Raw genomic sequence first — 23,473 nt, forward strand, 5'->3', positions numbered from 1 at the left:
GTTAACAGATGCGATGAACTCCTAGACAATCGACCAACACTAGTCGATGCGAAAACGCAAAACCAAAGAGCCAAGGTAGTAGCGATTTGGCAAGAGTGACCCGTGTGGGAGTCGAACCCAACCTACTCGGCTTGAAAGACCGATGACCTCACCCGAAGTCGAACGGGCCGGATGGAGTGTGAAGTTTGAGGGAGATTTCATGTCTCGCCTCGAACTTCTCGCTTCACAGTTCAGCAAGGTGGGTTGGGAGGCGCTCGAATCCTCGTCTGCGGTTCTTCAGACCGCTGCTAAACCATCTCAGCTACCAACCCGCGTGCTCTCTTAGAGAGCCTCACAAAGCGGAAGTTCGCTGAATTTCGCCGAGCAATAGGATTCTAACCGGAAAAATCGCGGCTGGCTCGGTAGATGTCTTTCCAATCGTCGCGTTCTTTGACGACAGTTTGCAGATACTCTTGCCACACGATCTGATCTTGAACGGGGTCTTTGACAACTGCCCCGACCAAACCAGCGATAACGTCGTCGGCTTTTAGTTCCCCGTCACCATAGAACGCGCTCATTGCCATGCCGTTAGAAACCACCGAAATTGCCTCGGCAGTCGAGAGCGTCCCAGACGGTGATTTGAGCTTCGTTTTACCGTCTTCGGTGACTCCGCTACGAAGCTCGCGGAAGATCGTGACGATACGCTGAATCTCCTGCAATGCTGGAATCTCGGCAGGCAATTCGAGTGCTCGCCCAAGCTGGGTTGCCCGTTGGCTGACAATCGAGATCTCGTCCTCCAATCGATCGGGAACCGGCAATACGACGGTATTGAAACGACGCATGAGTGCGCTGGAAAGTTCGTTGACCCCTTTATCTCGGTTGTTGGCAGTTGCGATGACGTTGAACCCTTTCACCGCCTGGACTTCCTGATTGAGTTCCGGGATCGGCAAAGACTTCTCGGACAGAATCGTGATGAGCGTGTCCTGCGTTTCGCTAGGAATTCGGGTGAGTTCTTCGACACGCGCGATCAAACCCGCTTCCATCGCGATGATCATCGGACTTTCGACCAACGCATCGCGTGATGGCCCCTCGGCGAGTAACCGAGCGTAATTCCATCCGTACCGTAAGGCGGATTCATCCGTTCCGGCGGTACCTTGGATGAGCAAAGTCGATGTGCCGGAAATTGCTGCCGACAAATGTTCGCTGACCCAACTCTTCGCAGTTCCCGGCACGCCATAGAGAAGCAACGCCCGATCGGTCGCCAACGTGGCAATGGCAATTTCCATCAGACGGGGTTTGCCCACGTATTTTGGTGTGATCTCGACACCATTCTCGAGTTTGCCCCCGAGTAGATACAACTTCACTGCCCACGGCGACAGTTTCCAACCGGGCGGACGTTGCCGTTCGTCGACCTCTGCTAATGCCTCAAGCTCCGCTGCGAATTGTTGCTCGGCGTGCAATCGCAGGTGGCTGACATCAGATTTGCTGCTGGTGGTAGTGCGTTTCGAAGCGGCTTTCTTCTTGGCCATCGCAGGAACTTCCGATTGGGAAACGGTCGAGACCAGGTGCGTCTTGTGATGTGGCCAGATATACCAGAATGCTACTGAAATTTCGCGTGTTTCCAGTATGCGAACCGGGGTTTTTGTTCGCCATCGGTCGATTGGGTGATCGTCAGCCAGTTCCCTTCCGTGAATTCAGAGACGTCAACAGAACGTGACAACCAGCCATCAGGCGCGGTTTCGTCATCCACGGGCACCCGCAGAAGTTCCCGCCCATCCGCAGTGATGATCAATGTCCACGCTTCTCCCGAACGATGCCCCACTCGAACCTCGAGTTGCTTGGCATCGGGATCCATTTCGCGGGCAAAACACACCGGCGTTTTCACCGTTTGTGTCGCGAGGACGTCTGTTTCGCCGCGAAACTCCGGTTGGAACAACGGTTCGTCTTCACGACCGCGAGGGCTTTGTTCGTTCAGAAGCGTCCAGCCGGGTAGAACACGGGCCACTGCATGCATCGCTTCGGGAACGACGTTGCCAAGCCAGTCCGTCAAATCGGACGGCAACAACGGCCCGGCAATTTCGCCGGATTCCGGTTGGAGTTCGACGAGACGTCGTGAATTGTCCTCGTGTCCTTTTCCGACCAGCGTCAGCAAGCGATCCTTATCGACGACAAGCGGACCGACACGGTCAACCTGGTCCGCGAGTGCATCGAGAGTGGCGTGGGACGTCTCTTTTCCCGTTTTCAAATCTAGCCAGACTAAACAAGGAATCCCTTCGCCGATGGCCAGCATGCGGACGAATAGCAGCTGTGAATTGTCGCATGAGATGCCGTAGCAGATGTCGCTGACGTTATGTTGCCAAAGCGTCTCCCCATCGGTAACGCGGAAAGCTTCGAAGCCGTATTGTGTTTGCACGATGACGGCTTCGTCGGTCGAATTGATTAACCGGACAATGCCCGGCATCGGATGGCTCCACAATTTACGGCCATTTGCTAATTCCAGGGCGACCAATTCTCGGGTCCCCGGCGGAACGGTGAAAATGGTCTCGCCGGCAAACACCGGTGGCTGGGCGTATTTGCGATCCCGATCCGCTTCCGCAGAATTCGGCAACCACGGTTGTTGGAACAGCCAATGCGCGTTCCCCAGCGAGTCCATCGCAACGGTCGCTCCACCAGTCGTGAGAACGAGTTTGCCGTCGATCGCCGCGAGTTGGCACGCCGGTCGACCGTTCCATTCATCGCGTAGACGCACGATCGTTCGCTGGGAGAGGACTTCCCCCGTTTCCGGCTGGAAACTGGTGAGTTCCATCTGAATCAGCCCGGCTTGTCGCGTTGTTGCCACGACTGCAAGGAGTTTCCCCGTTTGATCGATCGGATCAGTGACAATTTGCCCGTCGGGACGTTGAGTCCAGCGGACTTCACCATTGTCAGCGGCAAGACATACCAATTCGATTCCACGTTTCGAAAGTCGACGGACAAACACACTGTTCCCGACGACGAGCGGTTTCATGGCCACACCCGGCCAGTCGTTGATCGAAGTTTGCTCACCTCCGACCCCGCGTCGCCAAACTTCGGTACCGTCTTGCCGATTGTACGCTGTGACTTGAAATCGGTTGGAAACGTAAACGCGATCGCCAGCGATGGTCAATGCAAACTGCCGACCGACCATATCCGTTTCGCGGTTGTGTGAATTCGGTTTGTCCGTACCGAGATCTCCGCCGAACAGGGCAAGTTCCTGGACGGTGTATCGGCTGGGCGCGGGAACCGAGACCGTCCTCGTCGATGTATTGACATTGCCTTCGACCGTACGCACATGAGTGGTCTGCAAGTCCGCAAGCAACGCATCAAACTCACTTCCCGGCAGATGGGTTTGATTGAAACTGACGTCGCTCCCCGGAAGTTCACCTGGTGCATTTCCGAGAAAACTGGTGGCCAAACTCAGCCGATTGGTCAGTTCTTCCGCCAGTTCGCCCGTTGCGGAGTGCAGACCGTTTTCGTAGGCGTTCACTGCTTGTTCGAACCGACCGGCTGCGATGGCCTGGTCCCCCAACCAACGGTGGGCTTCCGCGGCTGCTTCCGTGCCATAGAACCGGACAGTAGCGGCTTCGATGGTGGCGGCATCGCTTTGGGTAATCGCCTCGCGAACTCGCAATCGCCCGACCGCTTCGAACTCTGATTTCATTTCCCGGCCAAGTTCCGGGTACTCTTGCATTGTCAAAGCGATGGCACGTGGAAGTGAAACCAAAAGTTGTTCATCTCGTGCATCGGGCAGCAATCCCAACATTCCACCACGATTGACAGAAGTGACGATTCGGCATGCATCCTCCCATGCTTCGGAGCGAATCGCCGCCTCGAATTCCGCCATTACGTTATAGCCTTCTTTACTGAGTTGCGTGACCAATGGAGGCAACCAACCACCACGTCGCCGCCCCCGTCCACGACCGCCCCAACGATTCTCGGTGTCGAGGGTGGCATCGTTTCGAGCTGCCAAGGTTTCGGCCCATTGCAGCAAATTGGAATCGGCGGAAACCCACGGGTGAGAATGGTGCGGATTCGAAGACGTATTCCAGAAATGTGCCTCCCGTGTCGACGCCCAAACCTCGGGCCAATTCTCGCGGAAGACTTCCTGGACGACGTGCTCTCTAACAAAGTCTGGCTCGGCAACTTTCCAAGAACTCTCGGTCCAGATCGGAGCCGTCACGAGCGTCCGCATGACGGTGCGGAATGGCGTGGGATGGCCATCATCCGAGAGAATTTCAGCCAACCGGTAGTACATTCGCACAAAGCTGTTGGCCTCCCGCGTGCCCCACAGATCGAACAACAACGCGACCTCGTTCAGAAGTCGAATCTTTTCGTCGGCCGAAGTCTCGCTGGAAAGCCCTGCGTCGATCAAACCTCGCAACAGGTTCGACGACAACTCGCACCATTCATGTTGCAGCAAGAATTCCACGGCACATGCCCGCCGCCAGTCCGCAAGCGATACGTCATTCGGTCGGCTTGTAAGCACACGTCGATGCCATTCCGCGTCGTTTGGAGAGTCTTCCCAATCCCACTTCGGCACCTGCTGACGGATTGCAATCGAAGCTAATGACGAAATGGCGTCGAGTTCACGGACTTCGAGATGATTCAGCCGAATTTTCGTCGGTTGTTTCGTGGGGTAAACGAACAATCCGATACTCGTGACCCGTTGCGACATCGAGCGTATCGGGTGATGCATTGCCCGCCCCCAGTGGATCGCATCCCGCGACGTGTAAACGGCTATGGACTGGAATCCTGGAACAATCCGCAGCCATTGTCCATCCTCGATGACTGGAGAAAACCGGGAGTTGAAATCGTGATCGATCTCGGAATCTTTTTGATAAGGATTTTGTGACGAGAGCAACAGGCGACCGGTTTTGCGGTCTTTGACCACCGCAAGTCGTTGCATTACAGTATTGGAATCACTGACTAATGTCAGGCCGGTGCCGGGAGCAATGTCTTCGATGCGGCAAATGATCTCACGGAACTGCCGACCCGGTGTGTAGGCGGTGGCCATCTGAATTTGCTCGGTCGCTTCGACAGCGAGACTAACGTCTCCGCTATCGTGAGCTTCGACGGTCACCCCCTCAGCAATGGTTTCTCGCCACACGCGACGCCCTTGGCCCAAATCATGCAGAGTTTTGCGACCATCAGGCGATTGGTCCGTTAGCCAATCCCAATCGGCTGGGCGGGTGGAATCGACCAATCGGGCGTTCGGTTCCGGCAGTTGGTCCGGCAATGGCTCGCCGCGGTACATCTGACATTCGGAGAATTGGGCTTTGCCTTCGAAGTAGACTTCCGTGGGAGGTTTTTTCATCGGAACCGTCAACATTCGGACATCCCCGCGAGACATGACCAACTCGCCGTCCTGCCAGCGGAATTCAATCGGTCCGTAGGCCGTGCGACTGTAAATCCCGTCGTCGCAATCGTGGAGAACGATGGTCTTCGGTTGCGGCTTTCCGGCTTCACGAGTTGCAGCAAAGGCCAACCAAGAACGAGGCGTGAAATTGAAGTACCCGCGAATCGAAACCCCTTCAACTCCATTCCAGAAATGGAATTGCGGTTGGTCGTGGTCGTACAACCCGACTCGCAAAACGGCCTCGTCGACCCACGGAGCCTGTAACTTCGCCATGCCCTGCAGATAGCTGGAGTGGACTCCATGAACTTCGCGTTCGTCGATCCGCAGACCGTGCCCTGGCACCGATTTCCACCATTGAACGGCTTCTGCTTTGAAGAAGGACTCACGATGAATCCATGCGGGGGGATCGAGACTGACCGCCGATACGGTTTGAATCTGGGCACCAGGATGGAGTCCTTCGAACCACGGTGCGGATTCGTCGATCTTGACGACTGCCGCCTCGTTTTCGGTGGAAGTATTGGCATTCGTGTTGGGGTTGGCATTTGCAACACTGTTCGTATCCGAGGGGGCTAGCGCCACGTCGATCGGTTCCTGATCAGACTGAGGACCGGCATCAGCCACGTCGACTTTTTCTACTGTTTCGATCGGATCGGTTTGGGGCTCTTCGGTGGTTTCATTAACAGGATCGTTCTGCACCACTTGCGGTCGCTCTTGGTCCTTGCCACGCCATACGACAAACCCGATACCAATCAGGAGTGCTGCCAAGCCGGTCCACAACGCCCACTGCGTCCATGGTCGTTTCGGCTGATTGACGGCGTTCGCTCGCCTCATGATCTCGGACGCGGAAATCCGCGTCTGCCCCAGCGCGGTGTTGAGGTACGATTCCAAATGCAATTGCTCGATCAGTGTACGTTGCAGATCGGGCGAATTGTGCAACCGCGACCGGAGTTGTTCAATTTCGTCCAGCGATAACTCCTCGGGAGTTTTTTGCTGCACGAGTTCGACAAGTTCGGCATCGGAAAGTCGATTGGCCATCGGAAACGTTTCGATTGCAAACGGTTTGAGTTCAGATCAATCCCACGAGTTCGCGGAATCACGATGGGGGTGTCTCGGGGAATTCGCTTTGAGCGATCCGCCGATCCAGACAATGTTTGAGCGCCTGCCGAGCACGATACATCAACAGTTTGATCGCTCCTTCACTCCGGTGCAGTTTCCGCCCGATCGCCGCCAAACGGAGATTCGAGCGATATCGCAAGTTGACCGCTTCCCGGGCACTGGGCCCGAGCGATTCGATACATTCTGGAAGGTGTCGAATGACATCTTCATATGGCCCGTCGTGGGACTCGCCGGCCCCCCGCATGAGTTCGTCGAGTTCCAAGCATAACTCGGTCCAAGCGACTTCTTTCCGCCGTTTGATCTTTCTCGCGTGTTCCTTGAGCAGATTCCGGGCAATTCCCAGCAACCACGGACGCACGAGGTTCTCAGTATCAAACCGAGCCCGCGTCAAATAAAACCGCAAAAAAACTTCTTGCGTGAGATCTTCCGCGTCAGAGGCTTGAAATAACCGGGCCCGCAAATACCCGTAAATCGCCTGTTGATGGGCCTCGACGATAGCTTCGAAGGCGGCAGTGTCGCCTTGAATGGCTCGCTCGATGAGGCTAGGGTCGGACATACCAGGGCGATCCGTCTAATTGGGCGGGCGTTGGGAAAGCGGTCACATTCGGCGGGTTCGAGTTCCTATTCTTACTCTCGATCTCATTCCGAAAACCGAGCGCGGTCTCCGAAATCCAATACTTACAATGAAATCCGGTTGTCGATCCGTCAAGGGGCAACGAAGGATCGCGAGGCATCCTCGGAGCCGACTCGCGGGCGATGACACTCCCGTTTTGCCGGCGCATTGCATGGCGGGTGACGTTTTCATTAGGATATCGGCGGTTCCTGTCGACGAAATCCGTCCCACCATGTCGTCCCAACCCATCAATTCTATGTCGCATTTCAAGAAGGATTTGTCGTTGGTGGATAACTTGCTGATCAGTATCGAGGAATTGGTTTTGGAAGCCGAACGGCAAGGCGAGCCTTTGGAAATCGATCCTTGGCGTGAACGGCTCTTCGAAATGTTTGTGACTGCGCACGGTGCTGGTTATCTCGAAGGTCACGACGAAGGCGACGAGATTATCGGACGCAACACGACTCCAGACCTCACCGCGGACTCTCTTTGCCGACAACTTGGCGACCGCTGGGGGTTAGCCAATGCGGCTCGGGAATCGGTCGCTCAGCAGCAGAAACTACCCACGGAAGACCTCGGTAAAATGCGGCTGTTGTGGTCGTTGATGCGAATGTGGATGGAGTGGACGTACGCCTGGAAACGTTGGCCGGAATTCAACGATCATCAGATTTCCTGACGTCAGCTTGTCGAGTCCCGATCCTTCCCCAATTGCTTCGCAGTCAGAAATACGGAACCGAGTCACTTCATGCAGACGCCGGTGTTGATTTCGGTTTATTGTGTCTTGATCGTGGCAGCCTCCTTGGCAGGGGGGATGTTCGCAAACAAGCTGAAACTCGGCCACACCCAAATGCAACTGTTGCTAAGTGGTGTTGGCGGTTTCATGTTGGGCATTGCGTTGTTCCACCTGCTGCCCCATTCGCTGCACCTCACCGGTTCCATCCATGCATCGACCAATTGGCTCGCAGTTGGTTTGCTAACGATGTTCTTCCTGATTCGGGCGTTTCATTTCCATTCGCACGAACCGGCTGGCTCCCAGGTTTGCGAGCATGAACACGACCACGATCATGACGGACACCATTCCCATGCTGCTGTCGGAGCACACCCGTGGGGTTGGTTCGGGGTCACGTTGGGGTTGGCACTTCACACCCTCATCGACGGAATGGCCCTCGGGGCGGATGTCGCCGCTCAGGTCGGTGCACCGGTGCGTTGGTCACTATTCGGTTTCAGCACGTTCTTGGCGATTTTATTGCACAAGCCGCTCGATGCCGTCTCCATCACGTCATTGATGGCGGTTTCCGGGTGGTCGACGACTTGGCGGACGATCGTCAATATCGGATTCGCACTCATGTGCCCCATCGGAGCGTTGGCGTTCTTCTTGGGAGTCCAAGCCTTCGGAAACGATCACCAGTTCATCGTGGGATGTGCGTTGGGGTTCTCCGCCGGTGTCTTCTTATGCATTTCCCTGGGTGACTTGCTCCCGGAAGTCGAACTCCATTCCCACCACCGGGTGCAACTCTCGCTAGTCTTGCTACTTGGATTAGGCTTAGCCTGGGTCATCGAACTTACGCATGGACACCCGCCCCGTCAGCCCCCGCTTGAGATCCAAGTCTCACTCCCGATAGAATAGGACGCACGCACTTCCACGACAGTTCAGCGGGAGCGTTCTATGCGGATTCGTCTCATTCCGTCGCTATTGGCGTTCGCAACCCTACCGTATTCGGCTTCGGTCGTTTTTGCTGATATGGTCAAACTGACCCATGGTGGCGAAGTCCGCGGGCAGTTCAATCAGGAAACGAAAGTCGGTGACTTACCCGAAGTCTCCATCACCACACCAACCGGTGCGCTGCTCGTCATCCCTCAAGAGGAAATTGATTTCGTCGCCCGGCGTTCTGCGGCTGTCGAAGAGTATGAAACTCGGAGTCGACGCATTCCGGATACGGTGGAAGACCGTTGGAAGCTAGCCGAATGGTGTCTGAAGAATAAACTGCCTGCCCAACGCGAACGGGAACTGCAACGCATCATCGAGCTCGATCCTGAGTACGAAGATGCGCACCGAAGTCTCGGGCATATTTTGCATGACGGCACCTGGATGACGAAAGACGAGAAACTGATCTCCCAGGGTTATGTCAAACACGATGGCAAGTGGATCACGCCGCAAGAAAAGGCGTTGTTAGAGGAAGCCGAGTCGCACTCCGAGCAGGACCGGGATTGGATCAAACGTATTCGTCAACTCAAAGGGTACTTGGTCAGTCGACCGGCTCAAAGTCAGCAAGCCTTGGCCGAATTACAACGAATCACCGATCCGCACGCGGTGCCGGCTTTGTCTTACTTCTTCAGTAACGAAACCAGTGTCTCACTGCGTTCGCTATATGTCCGCATTCTCGGCAACATTACCGGGTCACGGGGTGTGGCTCCGCTCGTGAAGCAGTCGCTGTTCGATGTGGCCCCGCAGATTCGCAGTGCCGCACGTGATGCCATCCCGGTCGAGCAACGCAAACTTGCCATGTCCCTCTATGCCCGTGAACTTGGCAACGGTTTGAATTCAATCGTTTGTCGAGCGGGTGCTGCTCTGGAGGAAGTCGGCGACGAACAGGCTGTGCCCGCGTTAATTGCGGCGTTGGTCACCACACATCAATACCGAATCCAAGTCCCTGAAGACACTTACAGCTTCGGAGCCAACGGTACTTACGGCCAGAGAAATCAACTGCCCCCTGATATCGAGATCGGCTTGCGGACCGGCATGTACAGTGGAGCCATCGTAAACGACCCCGGCGCCGCCAATCGGCCGATGAAAACCGTCACCGTTAGCGTCAATCATGAGAACGCTCAGGTCTTAAGCGCACTGAAGAAAATCACAGGCAAGAATTTCGGTTACGACGAACGCACCTGGGCATTATGGCTTCAAGCCCAACAAGCGGGGTTGGTCTCCAAGGACACCGACTGACCATCCCGGCTCCAGCGACTGATCTTTGAACACCAGCTGGTTCCGTTTTCGTTCTGATTCCCGGTTTGTTACACTCAAGGTCCGCCCGAATTCGCACCTACAAGAACTCACCGGAATTGACCATGTCAGACACGCTGACTCTCTCAACAGGCGACAAACTCCCGGCTGTGGGGTTAGGCTTGTGGAAAGTCGAACCCTCGAATGCCCCGTCGCTGATTCGCTCTGCCGTCGATGCCGGTTATCGACATTTCGATTGCGCCTGTGATTACGGCAACGAAGACGCCGTTGGAGAAGGATTGCAACAGCTTTTCGCATCGGGCACCGTGTCGCGGGACGATGTCTGGTTGACGTCGAAATTGTGGAACACCTACCACGCCGCCGAACACGTCCGCCCTGCCCTGGAACGAACATTACGCGATTTGCGTGTCGATGCGTTGGACCTTTACCTGATTCACTTTCCCATTGCCCAACAGTTCGTACCGTTCGAAACCCGGTACCCGCCCGGTTGGTTCACAGATCCGGATGCCGCTGAACCCAAAATTGAACCCGCCAAAATCCCAATCCAAGAGACATGGCGAGCGATGGAATCACTCGTCAAAGAAGGGCTGGTTCGCAACATTGGCGTGTCGAATTTTAATTGCAGCTTGATCCGCGATGTGTTGTCGTATGCGGAGATCCGGCCTGCGGTTTTACAGATCGAATCCCACCCATATCTGACGCAAGAGAAACTTGTCAGATACTGCCAACAGGAGAACATTGCGGTCACGGCGTTCTCGCCTTTGGGAGCACCGTCGTATGTGGGTATCGGGATGGCGGAAAAAGACGAATCCGTTCTCAACTTGCCGGAAGTCAAAGCCATCGCGGAATCCCATGGCAAGTCGGCGGCTCAAGTCGTTTTACGCTGGGGCGTGCAACGCGGGACCGCGATCGTACCGAAGACATCACGTCCCGAACGGCTTCAAGAGAACATCGCTTTATTCGATTTCGAACTAAGCGACGAAGACATGCGAACAATCGCCGGACTGAACCGCAATCGCCGCTTCAACGACCCTGGCGTGTTTTGTGAGGAAGCGTTCAATACTTTCTTTCCGATCTACGAGTAACTTATGTCGACCGAAACCCTCACCGTCGAGCCGATTTCTCTGCCGACTCAGCAGGAATACGACGGAATTCCGTTTCCTTTAATCTTGGCGTGCAAATCGTCGGATGCGACCGTCGAAACTGTCAGCGAATGGGTACAAGCCAACCGCAACGAACTTGACGCCCAAGCCTCCCGACATGGCACCATTCTCTTCCGCGATTTCCCCTTGGCGACCGATCAAGATTTCGACGCCTTTATTTCAGCCTTCAATTACGAGAACTTCGCCTACCGGGATTCGCTCTCGAACGCTGTGCGGGTCAATCGTACGCCGCGTGTATTCACGGCAAACGAAGCCCCCTCGGAAGTGACGATCTTCCTGCATCACGAGATGGCTCAAACGCCGATTTACCCTAGCCGATTGTTCTTCTTCTGCGAGCATGCGGCTGAAGAAGGCGGTGCAACGCCCCTCTGTCGTTCGGATATTCTCTTCCGTGAACTGCAGAAACAATGTCCACAGTTTGCCGACGACTGTGAACAGAAAGGGCTGTTGTACTCGAACGTTATGCCTGCCGTGGACGATCCGAAATCCGGTATGGGTCGCAGTTGGCAAAGCACATTGCGGGCGGAAACGAAAGAAGCCGCCGAAGGACGACTCCGGGAACTTGGTTACTCATGGGAATGGCTCGACGACGGTTGCCTGCGAGCAACGACTCCGGTCTTACCTGCAGTGCGAACGCTTCCGGATGGTCGGAAGTCGTTCTTCAACCAACTCATCGCTGCCGCCCATTGGCAAGACGAACGTAACGATTCGTCAAAAGCGATCACCTTCGGCGATGGAACTCCGTTAGACCGCGATGCCGTCGCCACCGCTGTGGAATTGGGAGACCAGTTTGCCTTCGATGTGCCTTGGCAAAAAGGTGATGTGGCATTGGTCGACAATTTCGTCGTGATGCATGGTCGTCGTCCGTTTGTGGGCACACGCAAAGTTCTTGCGTCACTTGTTGCAGCGAATGTTTGAACGTCGCAAGTTTGTATGCCACGGAGTCTGTGAGCCGTGGAGAGTGGTACATCAACTAGAAGCACGACTCGCAAAGTCGTGACACACTTCAGACAACCCTAAGGCTTACCCGAATGCGCTCCTTGTTTTCACTTCTTTTCATTAGCTGCATGGCTACGCCGGCTTTCGCAGACTCGATCCTCGTCGAAGCCGAAAGTTTTACGAACCACGGCGGTTGGAAGCTCGACACCCAATTCATTCAGGAAATGGGTTCGCCATACTTGTTGGCACATGGGCTTGGTCGTCCAGTGGACGATGCGACAACAACCGTTACCTTCCCGTCCGCCGGCACCTATCATGTGTTTGTCCGGACGAAAGATTGGGTGAAACGCTGGAACGCACCCGGACAACCAGGCCGGTTCCAATTGCTTGTCGACAATCGCCCACTCAAAGAGACATTTGGCACCGAAGGAGCCGAGTGGTTCTGGCACGATGGTGGCACGGTTGAAGTGGGGGACGGGAACGATTCCGGCACTGTGGAAGTCGAACTTGCGTTACACGACCTCACGGGATTTGATGGCCGATGCGATGCGATTTACTTCACGACGGACTCCGAACCACCACCAAACGCGTCGAAAATTCTACCAGGTTGGCGACGTGAACTGCTGGGTCTTCAAGAAGAGCCCACGGAGAAATCCGGTTACGATGTCGTCGTGATCGGAGGCGGTTATTCGGGGATGGGCTCGGCATTGTCGGCGGCACGGATGGGTTGCAAGGTTGCGTTGATCCAGAACCGTCCCGTGCTTGGGGGCAATGGTTCAAGCGAAGTCCGCGTCTGGGCGATGGGTAACATTCGGCGTGGCAAATATCCACGTATCGGGGAAATCGTCGAGGAATTCAGCGATCACGCGACGAAATCTCCCGGCACATACGAGGAGTTCGAAGACGCCAAGAAAGAACGCATCGTCCGAGCGGAACCGAAGATCGATCTCTTCCTGAATCATCATGCGTACAAAGTCGATGCGACCGATCTCAAGGACAGCGAAACCCAATATAAACGCACCATCAATGCGGTTTATGCGTTCGATACCCGCACCAGCGAACACACAAAGTTCAGCGGTCGGCTTTATGTCGACGCCACCGGCCATGGAACCATCGGGGCGCTTGCGGAAGCCGATTGGGACATGACCGATAAAGACCGCATGGGCATGAGTAACATGTGGGCATGGGGCGAAGGAGAGAAAGAAGTCGATTTTCCCGAAACTCCCTGGGCTCTCGATCTCACAATGCGGGACTTCCCGTATCCTCGCGATCATCACGGCCAATGGTTCTGGGAGTCCGGTTTCAACAAAGACGCATTGGACGATGCCGAGGGGATTCGCGATTGGAACTTGCGGGCCGTTTTCGGGGCCTTCAATGCCATGAAGAACAAAGACGGTGCCGACAAGCACGAAAACGCGTTTCTCACTTGGATTGCCTACATCGGCGGGCCACGGGAATCACGCCGTTTGATGGGCGATGTCGTACTGACCCAAGAAGACATCGTCGGCAAAAAAGAATTCCAAGACGGTTGTGTGCCAAGTACGTGGTCGATCGATCTCCATTATCCCAAAGAACAATACGCCAAGAAGTTCCCGGATAACCCGTTCATTTCCATCGCGGTCCATGATCGACGGATCGACCGCAACTACGGGTATCCGGTGCCATATCGCTGCTTCTACTCGCGGAATGTGGACAATCTTTTCATGGCCGGTCGCTGCATTAGCGTCACTCATCAGGCCCTTGGCACAACTCGCGTGATGAAAACGTGTGGCATGATGGGTGAAGTCGTGGGGAAAGCCAGTTGGGTGTGCGTCACTCGTGGTTGCACGCCGCGGGATGTCTACCATCAATACTGGAATGTCATGGATGAGTTGCTGCAACTCCCCGGCAAAGCACGACGAGACACTTTAGGTGGTGACGTCGAAATTCCCGATGATGCTTTACCACTCGCAGGTCCGAACGGTCCCCCCACCGGTCTCGATCCGGCGAAACTCGATGGCGTGATTATCGATGATCATCAAGCGAAGATCACCGGCAAATGGACGCCGGGAACCGGACTAAGGGGCTATGTCGGTTATCACTATCTCTATGCCGGTCCTGCCAAGAACACCGCCGTTACCTTCGAGCATCAACCGAAAACGTCCGGTCGGTATGAGGTGCGGATTGCCTATCTTCCGCATGAGAATCGGGGATCACGCGTTCCAGTCATGGTAAAAACAGCGGGCGGAACGAAGACGGTTCAAGTCGACATGCGAAAAACTCCGCCGATTGACAAAGGGTTTCTGTCACTCGGTGAATTCGATTTGCAAGCCGGCAAAACGGTGTCGGTAACGGTTTCTGCAGAAGACGCCGGCGGCAACGCCCATGCTGATGCGGTGCAAATCTTGCCGGTAAAACCGTAAAAGTCCGGTCAACGGAAGCCTCCGCACGACCTCGGTCTTGCGGGAAGTTAGAGAAATTCGGTAAAAACCGAGATGAAATGCTGACTTTGGACAATTTGGATACTTCAACAACGGCACGGATGCCATGCAACGCTTCTCATTTCTATCGCGTTTTGCCGGTCTCGCAGTTCGTTTGCAAACGGACTTCGCTCGAGCAATCGGGATCGGTTGTCTAGCGGCAATATTCTGCCTGAGCTGGGTGCTACTGCTAACGAGCACCTTTGGCTCGTCGACAGCGGTGTCCACGGCGATTGTGTTTGCAGTCGTCGTGGGATTGGCACTCGGCTGGCCAACCGAGAGGACACGACGTGTTCAACCACGTTCGATTGCGATTTTCCTCGCCGGTTGGACGCTCGTCCTGCCTTGGTTAATGAAGATCATTACAGTTGGCTTAGATCACGTTTCCCTGGCTTGGTGGTCGAACCCAGCAAGTAGTCTCGGTCTGCTTTCATTAGTGACCCTCGTCTCGCTAACCGCTCCCGTCGCCTGTCTCGTGCGTTGGCCGTTTTCCCTCGGGATGGACTCCCGTCTAAGCCTGCGGGGTTTCGGTACCGGTTGGTGTATTGCGGTATTCAGCTTGGCCTACGTCCTGGGACCTTGGGGACTATTCGATGTCACCGTGAATGTCGTCGCACTGGCAACGTGCGTGGCGACCGGTTGGCTGATGTGGAAGAAACCGAGCCCCCAAGTCGATACGGCCAGTGATCCACACGATTCGCAATCAGTTTCGCGGTTTGAGTGGCTGACAGTCACTGCATTTATGTGCGTCCTGGGGGGCGCGGTTGCGGTTTGGTGGCAGAGTGTGACGCAACTAATGCCGATTTCGAGCTACCTGCTATGGACCGGATGGACCAGCTTGGCGTTCGGTTTGATCTTCGGGAAGACCTCGAAAATGTTCTCCCGAAGTACGGGAGCCGCAGTTGCATCGATATGGATCATGGCTCTGCCCGCATTGTTCTCACAGTTGACCGCTTTATCGATGCACTTCAACGCAGGCGTGACGTCGGCCTTTGGGCTAATGCTGCTTCGCGGCGGAATGGTGGCGGCGTTTCTGTTCCTCGCTGGTTGGTGCTGGGGACGTTTTCTCCCTGAGCGAAGCGCAAACACAACGACAACTTGGCCGGCCGTTCGGTTCGAGGCTTTCGCGGTTGGGTTCCTATTTGTGCGATGGGCGGGAATGACGTGGGTCTCGGTGCCGAATCTGGCAATGGCATTCGCAGCCGTGTTCCTCCTTTGTGCCGTTTCCGTCTGGCGACCGCGTTTTTCCGAGCTCTCGCTCCGAAGTCGATTGGGAGCCGTCTGCACTGCTGCCGTTCTCGTTGTCTGTTTCGTCGCGGCAGATTATCAACCGACTCGCAGTGCTCGAATGTTGTTCGACTCCACCGTTTCGATCTCTGCGGCCGCCGGGTTAGACGCCGAATTGCTTCCCTTTGTGGATGAGTCTCGCGTACTCGATCGCTGCGTGACTGCGGATTCCACTTGGACGGTCTGGAAAACACGCGGCCACCAAATCCAGTTTCGTCGCAATGGTCTTCCCGCGGGATCGACCAGTCTCGAACCGCGACTGGCACCGCATTCATCAGCCGACGTCCTACCCGCTGTGATGCCGTTGGTGCTGCACTCGCGTCCCGATCATGTGTTGATTCTGGGGATGGAATCGGGAGTCGCTTTGGAAACGGTACTCGCTTTCCCGGTGCCCCAGGTGACCTGTATCGGACCGAGCAAGACACTGACTTCCTTGTTACAGGAACACGTGTGGTCGGCGCGGGGACTCGATCCGCTGGCTGACCCTCGATTGAATTTGCACACCGCAGACCCTGTTCTCGCAATCCGAGCCGACGACAAAAAGTTCGACGTCGTGCTGTCTCTCCCCGATCACCCCGCGACCTCGGAAGGGGCAGCGGAATACACGACGGAATTCTACAGCCAAGTCGCTGAGTCGCTGAACGAGGGGGGGATTTTCTGTCAGAAGTTTCCGCACGTTGATTTCGGTCCATCGACCATTCGCACGATCGCTCGCACAATGCGTGCTTCGTTCTCCGAAGTGGTCTTCCTAGAAATTGCAGCGGGGCAACTGGCAATGTTCGGTTCCAATTCGCCGGGCAGTCTGACGAATGTGGACCTCGCCGATCGTCTACAGAAAAACCATGTTCGAGATGTGTTGAGCAGCATTGGGATGGACTGGGCGGTGCCACTCAATCTCCCAGCCTACAACACTCAGAACTTGGACCAATTACTTGCAAGCGGATCGTGGTGGGAACGGCGGAACACCACCGCGAATGGACGATTCGCATTCGGTTTACCGCCGGAGATGATGCAGTGGGGACCGAAGTACCAACGTACGCAGGTTATGTTGGCCCCGTTCACCGAACGGTTCGCCAATTGGGGCAGTGTCGCAGCGGATGACAAAGTCTTGCTCCGACGATTCAGCGAAATCGTGATGCACAATGATCTGATGGCCGGTGAACCCGATGAGTACTGGTTGTATCGCAAATCGACGAAAGACCAGATCATGAAGAATCCTCGGTCACTCATTCGGCAAGTCGGTGGAAAGCTTCCGAAGCAAGACATTCACCCCGAAGACCGTCGACGAATGAACTACTTCAAAGCGTTAGACCAGGCATTGAAAACGCTGGATGCTAATGACATTGCATCGGTCGCAAACTACGCGGTTCCGTACGATCCGTTGGTGAGTGATTTTCTGCACAAGGAAGTCGCGGAACTTTACTCGCGGTGCGACCCACCAGAACACAAAGCGGAGTTAATGCATCGTCTGCGGGCAGCTAACTATGCGTCGACTCAGGAAAAATCCGTGCGGAATGTGGCGGCGGCAATGATGATCCTCGTCGACCATCCCGAAACGATGCCGGACGACATGCAGCGATTCGACCAACTCAACGCGTTGGTGCAAACCATGAAACTCCGCTGGGCCGCACGGCTGGGATATACCCCCAAGTCCTCAGATATCATGTTAAACGATATCGAAAAGAGCCTGCGTGCGACGGAGGCGGCGCTAGAAGCCATGGATGATCTTTCCGCGCGGATCGACATTCCCGCTGAGGATTGGAAAGCCCGACGGAAGTTTCTCGAGAAGACCATCATTCAGCCATTGCGTGACTACCGTCGTGAAATGATGCCTTATCATCTCAAAAAGAAAATCACGAAGTCCGCAATCAAAGCCGCTCGTCCAAAATCGGAAGACCCGAACTGATCGGTGTGGCTCAATCGATTCCCAAGATTTGCGGAATCTGTGCCAAGTCGGTGATGATGACGTCGGGTGTTACATTCTTCACCCGCTCGACGCCATCACGGAGCCGCAGTGAACGGGCATCGCCGGCAAACAACGCTGTGCGATACCCAAGTTGCTGGGCCGGCCAAATGTCCTTGAGCATGTCGTTTCCCACGTACAAAGCATGCTCCGGTTGAATACCGAACTCGGCCAATCCCTGTTTGCACTGTTCGTACAAAAACGTCCCGGGTTTGGCCTGACGGTACTCGAACGAGTAAAAACGCAGTTTCGACGCAAACCCAAGTTCGTCGAGATCCGCTTGCGCAAGCGCTGGAAACAAGTCCGGCGTGAAAAACTGCGCATTACTGATGATGCCTAGTTCCAGCCCAGCGTCTCTTAAGGCCTTGAGTGTTTCGCGGCAGTTCGGCATCGGCCATGTGGGGTTCGCACGAACTTCGTATTCGATCGATAGTCGCTCGAGCAATTCATCAGTAATCGCGACCGGCTTGATGATTGCCTGATCGACCAATTGATCAAGTGTATGTCGCCAGATGTCCCGAATTTCAACTTCAGGAAACTCGACACCACTCGCTTTCGCTTCCGCATGCGACTCGGCAATGGCACTTCGGTAGTGTTGCTCGACGGCCGCAATGTCGCTGATTACGTCAATGCCGACCGTAGCGAATGCGTCTCGAAACGCCATTTGATGAGAATCGTCATCCGCGGAACCGATATCGCCACTACCGCTGATCATCAGCGTGCCGTAGATATCGAACACCACGGCTCGAATCCCCTTTAGCGACGACAAATTCGCGGTCAGTTCCGTCGGGATTCGCTCGAGCGGTTGCGATCGGGCGGTAATCGTTTCATGGATGGAGTTCATGCCGGGCCTGATGTCCGCTGTCTGGGAAGGTGTGCGTTAAGCAAAATGCAATATCGGCACTGGTTTCGCTGTACTGCCGATGATAGGATGAAGTGTCCACTTTGCGTGGATTTGCAGGTCTTGAATTGTATCTGGTTTCCAACCAAACGTGAATCATCCCCATTATGTCGACAACCCAAGCCGTCGGGATCGATCTGGGCACGACATATTCGTGCATTTCGTACCTTAACGAACACGGTGAGCCCGTTACGATCGCGAATGAAGAGGGTGAACAATCCACCCCTTCCGTCGTGTTGTTCGATGGGCCGGAAGTCGTGGTCGGTACGGAAGCCCTGCGACATGCAATCGTCCACCCGGACCGTGTTGTACAGCACGCCAAAAGGTACATGGGCGACAACACGAAGCGTTGGACGATCGACGGGCACAGTTATACACCGATTGACATCTCCGCTTTCGTCCTTCGGAAACTCCTGAAGTCTGCTCAGGAACAAATCGGGCCGATCGAACGCGCAGTCGTCACGGTGCCTGCCCAGTTCAGTGACGTGCAAAGACACGCCACCATTCTGGCTGGTCATAAAGCGGGACTGCAACAAGTTGATATCATCAATGAACCGGTCGCGGCGGCCCTCTGTCATGTGTTGGGCAGCGAAGGCTTGTGGTTCAGTGAACTGGCCGAAGCCCAACGGCTGATGGTTTACGATCTCGGTGGCGGCACGTTTGACTTGTCGTTGGTGAAATATCAGAAGAACGAAGTCAGTGTGGAAGCGAGCGTCGGCGATTTGCAGCTTGGGGGGATCGATTGGAACAATTATCTGCAAGAAGCCATCGCCAAGCAGTTCCAACGGGACTTTGACTTGAACCCGATGGAAACGCCCAACGGTCGGCAAATGCTCTCGTTGGAAGCCGAACAAGCCAAACGCGCACTCAGCGTCCGACCAAAATCCTCGTTCACCGTGCAATACGGAGGACGACAAAAGAGTTACCAGGTCGAGCAAGTCCAATTCGAAAAGTTGACGAAACACCTTGTCGATCGCACGGCTAAAATCGTCAAGAAGTTGCTGAAAGATCGAAAGATGGGCTGGGCCCACGTCGATGTCGTCCTCACCACGGGTGGCGCGTCACGGATGCCGATGATCAAGAACATGTTGAAAGGCCTCAGCGGTCGCACGTTGAATTCCACGCTTTCGCCTGATCAGTCGATCTCGCACGGCGCGACATATTACGCGGGTATGATGCTCACGAACAGCAAGTTCGCCCGTTCGATTCTGAATGAAGAAGCCACCGCGCGACTGTCGAGCTTGAAGCAACGTAGTGTCAATGCGCGAGCGTTGGGAATCATGATTCGCGATGTGGAAACGAACAAACGCATCCCGCATTATTTGATTCCCGAGAACACGTCACTCCCGACCGACCAGACGAAATTATTCGGAACCGTTGTGCCGAACCAACGACGGGTCAAGTTGCAAGTCGTCGAGAGTGGGACATCGCCCGATCAACCACCGGTCTTATTGGGTGAATGTCGCATCAATGATCTCCCCGCTGATTTGCCTTCCGGTTCACAAGTTGCGGTGACGATTCGCTACGACGAATCTGCCCGCGTGCATGTCAGTGCGGTGGACGCCGCCAGCGGAAAGCGGGCATCGGCGGAAATCATTCGACAAGAGAATATGGTGGCGCAACTTGCAGCCGACCATCTCGAAGAAGGGTTTTCGATCGACTTGGACAAAGAACGCTTGGTGTTGCATCCGAAGGAATTGGACCGTGACGCCCCGAAAGAGCAGTCTGCAAAGCAATCACCAATCAAACCGGATCCAATTCGTGATCTTGAGAGTGCAGACGAGCCGATTCCTTTGGATGACGACGGCAACCCCATCGATCCTCGCAAGCTATCGGTCGACTATTCCGCTGGTCGGAAGAAGAGTCCTTCGCAACGTGAATCCAGACCACGAACGGCAGCGAAGAAGAAAGCCACACCCCAACATGGCCCGAAGTCACGGGGAGCGAGTCCGCCTCCCCCGCCGTCTCGCAGACAAAGAGACCCTGGTGAAGACGAGTTTTGGAGTATCCCTGATTAACTCTATTCTCACAGGTTGTCTCAAGTGAAAATCGATCGCATTGAATTATATCACGTCGCCATGCCGTTGATTTCGCCGTGGCGAACGGCTTACGGCGAAGATGCCGACATCGAATCCGTATTGTGCCGAATGTCGAGTGGTTCCGTCGATGCATGGGGTGAGGCGTCTTCGTTAGCCGCACCATGTTACTCGGCGGAGTGGGCCGGTGGTGTGTTCGCAACCGCACGTGATTGGTTGGCTCCCGCTCTCGTCGGGGAGGACATCGCTGACGGACTAGAGCTTCAGCGACGACTGTCGCACTTCAAGGGCAACCAGTTCGCCAAAGCCGCCCTCGATTCCGCGTTCTGGTGCCTCAAAAGCCGCATGGAGAACACACCGCTCCATCGACTTCTCGGTGCGAACCGCGAGGAAGTGCCGGTGGGTGCGGACTTTGGTGTGGGTGACAGTGTCGACGACTTGCTCCGTGATATTTCCCACGCAGTCGATGCAGGGTTTCCGCGTGTGAAACTCAAGTTTCGTCCGGGCTGGGACGTGCCGATGCTGGAAGCCGTCCGCAACAATTTCCCGGAAACCACGTTTCACATCGATTGCAACAGCGGCTACACGCTGGAAGATGTGGAGTTGTTTCGCGACCTCGATCGGTTCAATCTGGCGATGATTGAACAACCGTTGACCTTCGATGACTTGGTCGATCACGCTGCACTACAGAAACAGATTCGCACCCCGGTCTGTTTAGACGAAAGTCTCAACTCGCTGCATCGAGCCGAGCAAGCGATTCAGCTAAAGAGTTTGCAGTACGCGAACATCAAACCCGGACGAGTCGGTGGGCTGACTGTCGCAGTCGCGATGCACAATCGGTTTCAAGCCGCCGGCATTCCATGCTGGGTGGGCGGCATGTTGGAAAGCGCCGTCGGTAGTTCGATCTGCACCGCCTTGGCAATGCTCGACAACTTCACCTACCCAGCCGATATCTTTCCATCGTCGCGGTACTACGAGACGGACTTGGCGGACCGGCCGCTGGAATTGCACCAATCGGCTGATGGTACACCCACCGTGCGGGCAACCGACGACATCCCGAATCCGCACCCCGAACGACTCCGCCGACTAACACGCCAGCACAGCGTGATCACAGGCTGAGTTACGGGGCGTAGGATCGCGATTCCGTTTGATTTCGCTACAATAACGGCTCGCGCCCGCAATTCTTCGAGGATGCTCCGCTATGAAGGTTTCGCTTTGGAACGCATTGCTCTGTTGTCTTATGTCTTCGACGGCCGGCTTCACGTTCGCCGCTGAAAAGTCATCGCATCCGAATATCGTCTTCATTCTGGCTGACGATATGGGTTACGGCGATCCGGGTTGCTACAACGCGAATTCGAAGATTCCCACACCGCATATCGACTCACTGGCAACGGCTGGCATGCGGTTTACCGATGCCCACGCTGCCGGGCCATTGTGTCACATGTCGCGGTATGGGCTGCTCACAGGGCGATCCCCGTTTCGTACTGATGTGTCGAAGTGGCGACGTCAGCCGCTGATCGAGGACGGCGAGATGACGATTGCTTCGCTTCTGAAGCAGAACGGCTACCGGACCGCGATGGTCGGAAAATGGCATGTTGGTTTTCAGGAGAACGGTTATGACAAGCCGTTACCCGGCGGGCCTGTCGATCGGGGGTTCGATTCTTTCTTTGGAATTCGTGCGTCGACCGACATTCCGCCTTACTTCTACGTCCGGGGAAACAAAGCCGTCCAACCGCCGACGAACCACATCGAAGCGCGGAATTCCAAAGAGTTCTGGACGCCGATTCAGGGAGAATTCTGGCGAGCCGGAGGGATTGCACCGGATTTGGACCTGCACGAAGTGTTGCCATTGTTCGCCGATGAAGCCGTCAACGTCATCGAAAACCACACGGAGTCCAACAGCGAAAAACCGTTGATGTTGTACGTGGCGTTTCCCGCTCCGCACACACCTTGGTTGCCCGCGAAAGAATTCGTCGGCATGAGTCAAGCCAGTTTGTACGGCGACTTCACGGTGATGGTAGATGCAATGGTCGGGCGAATTCTGAAGGCGTTGGATGAATCCGACATGACCGACGACACGCTCGTGATTTTTTCATCCGACAACGGCCCCACGTGGTACGACAAAGACGTCGCAAAGTTCCAGCACGACTCCGCCGGCGATTGGCGGGGCATGAAGGCCGATGCCTGGGAAGCGGGGCATCGCGTGCCGTTCATCGCCCGTTGGCCCGGAAAGATCCCGGCGAACTCCGTTAGCAACCAACTCATTTGCTTCACCGATATGCTCGCCACTTTCGCGGCCATCGTTGGAGAAGAACTTCCCAAGGAAGCCGGTCCCGACAGTTTCAACATGCTGCCGGCCATGCTCGACGAGACGAGCAACTCGAAGCCCATTCGCCCACTCTTTGCGATGGGGTCGGGTTCGGGTTTGATGACCATTCGCGTCGGCGATTGGAAATTGATCGACGGACTCGGTTCCGGGGGATTTTCGAAACCATCCCGAATCAAACCGCAACCGGGTGACCCCTCGGGACAACTCTACAACTTGGCAGACGATCCGGGCGAGACGCGGAACCTCTACCAGCAAAACTCGGAAAAAGTGCGTTCGCTCACCGCAACCTTGCAACGAATTCAGCAAGCTGGTCGCAGCCGCGACATCTCGCTTGCCGATTGATTTCTACAGAACG

Annotated in this window: 14 protein-coding genes and 2 tRNA genes; 10 read left to right on the top strand and 6 right to left on the bottom strand. The window is 55.4% G+C overall.

Going from position 1 to position 23,473, the window contains the following annotated elements; all coding sequences use genetic code 11:
• Nucleotides 1-96: 96 nt before the first annotated feature.
• The 5 genes from AC5DDB_RS25880 to AC5DDB_RS25900 all read right to left on the bottom strand — a co-directional run bounded on the left by AC5DDB_RS25880 (nt 97) and on the right by AC5DDB_RS25900 (nt 7,025).
• Nucleotides 97-169, bottom strand: a tRNA-Glu gene (locus tag AC5DDB_RS25880).
• Between the two features lie 70 nt (nt 170-239).
• Nucleotides 240-311 (bottom strand) — tRNA-Phe (locus AC5DDB_RS25885).
• Between the two features lie 63 nt (nt 312-374).
• Nucleotides 375-1,508, bottom strand: coding sequence for an ATP-binding protein (locus tag AC5DDB_RS25890; protein ID WP_491742662.1), 1,134 nt, complete (start codon nt 1,506-1,508; stop codon nt 375-377).
• 71 nt (nt 1,509-1,579) lie between these two features.
• Nucleotides 1,580-6,388 carry a PQQ-like beta-propeller repeat protein gene (locus tag AC5DDB_RS25895; RefSeq protein ID WP_491742663.1) on the bottom strand — a complete coding sequence of 1,603 codons (4,809 nt, stop codon included), beginning with the start codon at nt 6,386-6,388 and terminating at the stop codon, nt 1,580-1,582.
• A gap of 58 nt (nt 6,389-6,446) precedes the next feature.
• Nucleotides 6,447-7,025 carry an RNA polymerase sigma factor gene (locus tag AC5DDB_RS25900; RefSeq protein WP_491742664.1) on the bottom strand — a complete coding sequence of 193 codons (579 nt, stop codon included), beginning with the start codon at nt 7,023-7,025 and terminating at the stop codon, nt 6,447-6,449.
• A 343-nt stretch (nt 7,026-7,368) separates the two neighbouring features.
• Here AC5DDB_RS25900 and AC5DDB_RS25905 point away from each other — a divergent pair, with 343 nt between their 5' ends.
• The 7 genes from AC5DDB_RS25905 to AC5DDB_RS25935 all read left to right on the top strand — a co-directional run bounded on the left by AC5DDB_RS25905 (nt 7,369) and on the right by AC5DDB_RS25935 (nt 17,795).
• The gene (locus AC5DDB_RS25905) at nt 7,369-7,755 is read left to right on the top strand and encodes a hypothetical protein (RefSeq protein ID WP_491742665.1); all 387 of its coding nucleotides are present in this window, start codon (nt 7,369-7,371) and stop codon (nt 7,753-7,755) included.
• Between the two features lie 69 nt (nt 7,756-7,824).
• Nucleotides 7,825-8,706: a ZIP family metal transporter gene (locus tag AC5DDB_RS25910; RefSeq protein WP_491742666.1), complete on the top strand. Its 882-nt coding sequence runs from the start codon at nt 7,825-7,827 to the stop codon at nt 8,704-8,706.
• 39 nt (nt 8,707-8,745) lie between these two features.
• Nucleotides 8,746-10,023: a hypothetical protein gene (locus AC5DDB_RS25915; protein ID WP_491742667.1), complete on the top strand. Its 1,278-nt coding sequence runs from the start codon at nt 8,746-8,748 to the stop codon at nt 10,021-10,023.
• A gap of 122 nt (nt 10,024-10,145) precedes the next feature.
• Nucleotides 10,146-11,126 (top strand): aldo/keto reductase, encoded by a 981-nt coding sequence (locus AC5DDB_RS25920; protein ID WP_491742668.1) that lies wholly within the window; start codon nt 10,146-10,148, stop codon nt 11,124-11,126.
• Nucleotides 11,127-11,129: 3 nt separating this feature from the next.
• Nucleotides 11,130-12,122, top strand: a complete 993-nt coding sequence (locus AC5DDB_RS25925) for a TauD/TfdA family dioxygenase (protein ID WP_491742669.1) — start codon at nt 11,130-11,132, stop codon at nt 12,120-12,122.
• A gap of 113 nt (nt 12,123-12,235) precedes the next feature.
• Nucleotides 12,236-14,545, top strand: coding sequence for an FAD-dependent oxidoreductase (locus tag AC5DDB_RS25930; protein ID WP_491742670.1), 2,310 nt, complete (start codon nt 12,236-12,238; stop codon nt 14,543-14,545).
• Nucleotides 14,546-14,669: 124 nt separating this feature from the next.
• Entirely contained in the window at nt 14,670-17,795 is a 3,126-nt protein-coding gene (locus AC5DDB_RS25935) for a spermine/spermidine synthase domain-containing protein (protein WP_491742671.1), read from the top strand.
• A gap of 10 nt (nt 17,796-17,805) precedes the next feature.
• Here the strand turns inward: AC5DDB_RS25935 and AC5DDB_RS25940 are convergent, their stop codons facing one another.
• The gene (locus AC5DDB_RS25940; protein ID WP_491742672.1) at nt 17,806-18,696 is read right to left on the bottom strand and encodes an HAD family hydrolase; all 891 of its coding nucleotides are present in this window, start codon (nt 18,694-18,696) and stop codon (nt 17,806-17,808) included.
• Nucleotides 18,697-18,860: 164 nt separating this feature from the next.
• Between AC5DDB_RS25940 and AC5DDB_RS25945 the strand changes: the two genes are divergently transcribed.
• From AC5DDB_RS25945 to AC5DDB_RS25955, 3 genes are all read left to right on the top strand, one after another.
• Complete coding sequence (locus AC5DDB_RS25945; protein ID WP_491742673.1) at nt 18,861-20,771, top strand: Hsp70 family protein; 1,911 nt, start codon at nt 18,861-18,863, stop codon at nt 20,769-20,771.
• A gap of 24 nt (nt 20,772-20,795) precedes the next feature.
• Nucleotides 20,796-21,908, top strand: a complete 1,113-nt coding sequence (gene menC / locus AC5DDB_RS25950; RefSeq protein WP_491742674.1) for an o-succinylbenzoate synthase — start codon at nt 20,796-20,798, stop codon at nt 21,906-21,908.
• 82 nt (nt 21,909-21,990) lie between these two features.
• Nucleotides 21,991-23,460, top strand: a complete 1,470-nt coding sequence (locus tag AC5DDB_RS25955) for a sulfatase family protein (RefSeq protein ID WP_491742675.1) — start codon at nt 21,991-21,993, stop codon at nt 23,458-23,460.
• Nucleotides 23,461-23,473 lie beyond the last annotated feature (13 nt).

The organism is Thalassoroseus sp. (assembly GCF_984380535.1).

Coding starts and splice junctions, on each gene's coding strand:
- AC5DDB_RS25890 (WP_491742662.1), bottom strand. CDS start 1,508: ATGGCCAAGAAGAAAGCCGCTTCGAAACGCACTACCACCAGCAGCAAA.
- AC5DDB_RS25910 (WP_491742666.1), top strand. CDS start 7,825: ATGCAGACGCCGGTGTTGATTTCGGTTTATTGTGTCTTGATCGTGGCA.
- AC5DDB_RS25955 (WP_491742675.1), top strand. CDS start 21,991: ATGAAGGTTTCGCTTTGGAACGCATTGCTCTGTTGTCTTATGTCTTCG.
- AC5DDB_RS25935 (WP_491742671.1), top strand. CDS start 14,670: ATGCAACGCTTCTCATTTCTATCGCGTTTTGCCGGTCTCGCAGTTCGT.
- AC5DDB_RS25945 (WP_491742673.1), top strand. CDS start 18,861: ATGTCGACAACCCAAGCCGTCGGGATCGATCTGGGCACGACATATTCG.
- AC5DDB_RS25900 (WP_491742664.1), bottom strand. CDS start 7,025: ATGTCCGACCCTAGCCTCATCGAGCGAGCCATTCAAGGCGACACTGCC.
- AC5DDB_RS25930 (WP_491742670.1), top strand. CDS start 12,236: ATGCGCTCCTTGTTTTCACTTCTTTTCATTAGCTGCATGGCTACGCCG.
- AC5DDB_RS25895 (WP_491742663.1), bottom strand. CDS start 6,388: ATGGCCAATCGACTTTCCGATGCCGAACTTGTCGAACTCGTGCAGCAA.
- AC5DDB_RS25925 (WP_491742669.1), top strand. CDS start 11,130: ATGTCGACCGAAACCCTCACCGTCGAGCCGATTTCTCTGCCGACTCAG.
- AC5DDB_RS25920 (WP_491742668.1), top strand. CDS start 10,146: ATGTCAGACACGCTGACTCTCTCAACAGGCGACAAACTCCCGGCTGTG.
- AC5DDB_RS25940 (WP_491742672.1), bottom strand. CDS start 18,696: ATGAACTCCATCCATGAAACGATTACCGCCCGATCGCAACCGCTCGAG.
- AC5DDB_RS25915 (WP_491742667.1), top strand. CDS start 8,746: ATGCGGATTCGTCTCATTCCGTCGCTATTGGCGTTCGCAACCCTACCG.